The organism is Klebsiella sp. GB_Kp047, from assembly GCF_040065235.1.
Classification (GTDB): domain Bacteria; phylum Pseudomonadota; class Gammaproteobacteria; order Enterobacterales; family Enterobacteriaceae; genus Klebsiella; species Klebsiella quasipneumoniae.
On record NZ_JBEAJG010000025.1, the window covers coordinates 1 to 803 of the forward strand.

An 803-nucleotide genomic window follows, 5' to 3' on the forward strand; every position below is an offset into this window, starting at 1 on the left:
TCAAGCGCCTTGGTATTCTCTACCTGACCACCTGTGTCGGTTTGGGGTACGATTTCGTGTTACCTGATGCTTAGAGGCTTTTCCTGGAAGCAGGGCATTTGTTACTTCAGCACCGTAGTGCCTCGTCATCACACCTCAGCCTTGATTATCCGGATTTGCCTGGATAACCAGCCTACATGCTTAAACCGGGACAACCGTCGCCCGGCTAACATAGCCTTCTCCGTCCCCCCTTCGCAGTAACACCAAGTACAGGAATATTAACCTGTTTCCCATCGACTACGCCTTTCGGCCTCGCCTTAGGGGTCGACTCACCCTGCCCCGATTAACGTTGGACAGGAACCCTTGGTCTTCCGGCGAGCGGGCTTTTCACCCGCTTTATCGTTACTTATGTCAGCATTCGCACTTCTGATACCTCCAGCAACCCTCACAGGTCACCTTCGCAGGCTTACAGAACGCTCCCCTACCCAACAACACATCGTGTCGCTGCCGCAGCTTCGGTGCATGGTTTAGCCCCGTTACATCTTCCGCGCAGGCCGACTCGACCAGTGAGCTATTACGCTTTCTTTAAATGATGGCTGCTTCTAAGCCAACATCCTGGCTGTCTGTGCCTTCCCACATCGTTTCCCACTTAACCATGACTTTGGGACCTTAGCTGGCGGTCTGGGTTGTTTCCCTCTTCACGACGGACGTTAGCACCCGCCGTGTGTCTCCCGTGATAACATTCTTCGGTATTCGTAGTTTGCATCGGGTTGGTAAGTCGGGATGACCCCCTAGCCGAAACAGTGCTCTACCCCCGAAGATGA

The 803-nt window shown here is 53.7% G+C and carries 1 rRNA gene; it reads right to left on the reverse strand.

From position 1 onward, the window contains the following. Positions 1-803: ribosomal RNA gene (locus ABLV76_RS08380) — 23S ribosomal RNA — on the reverse strand; the annotation flags it as partial.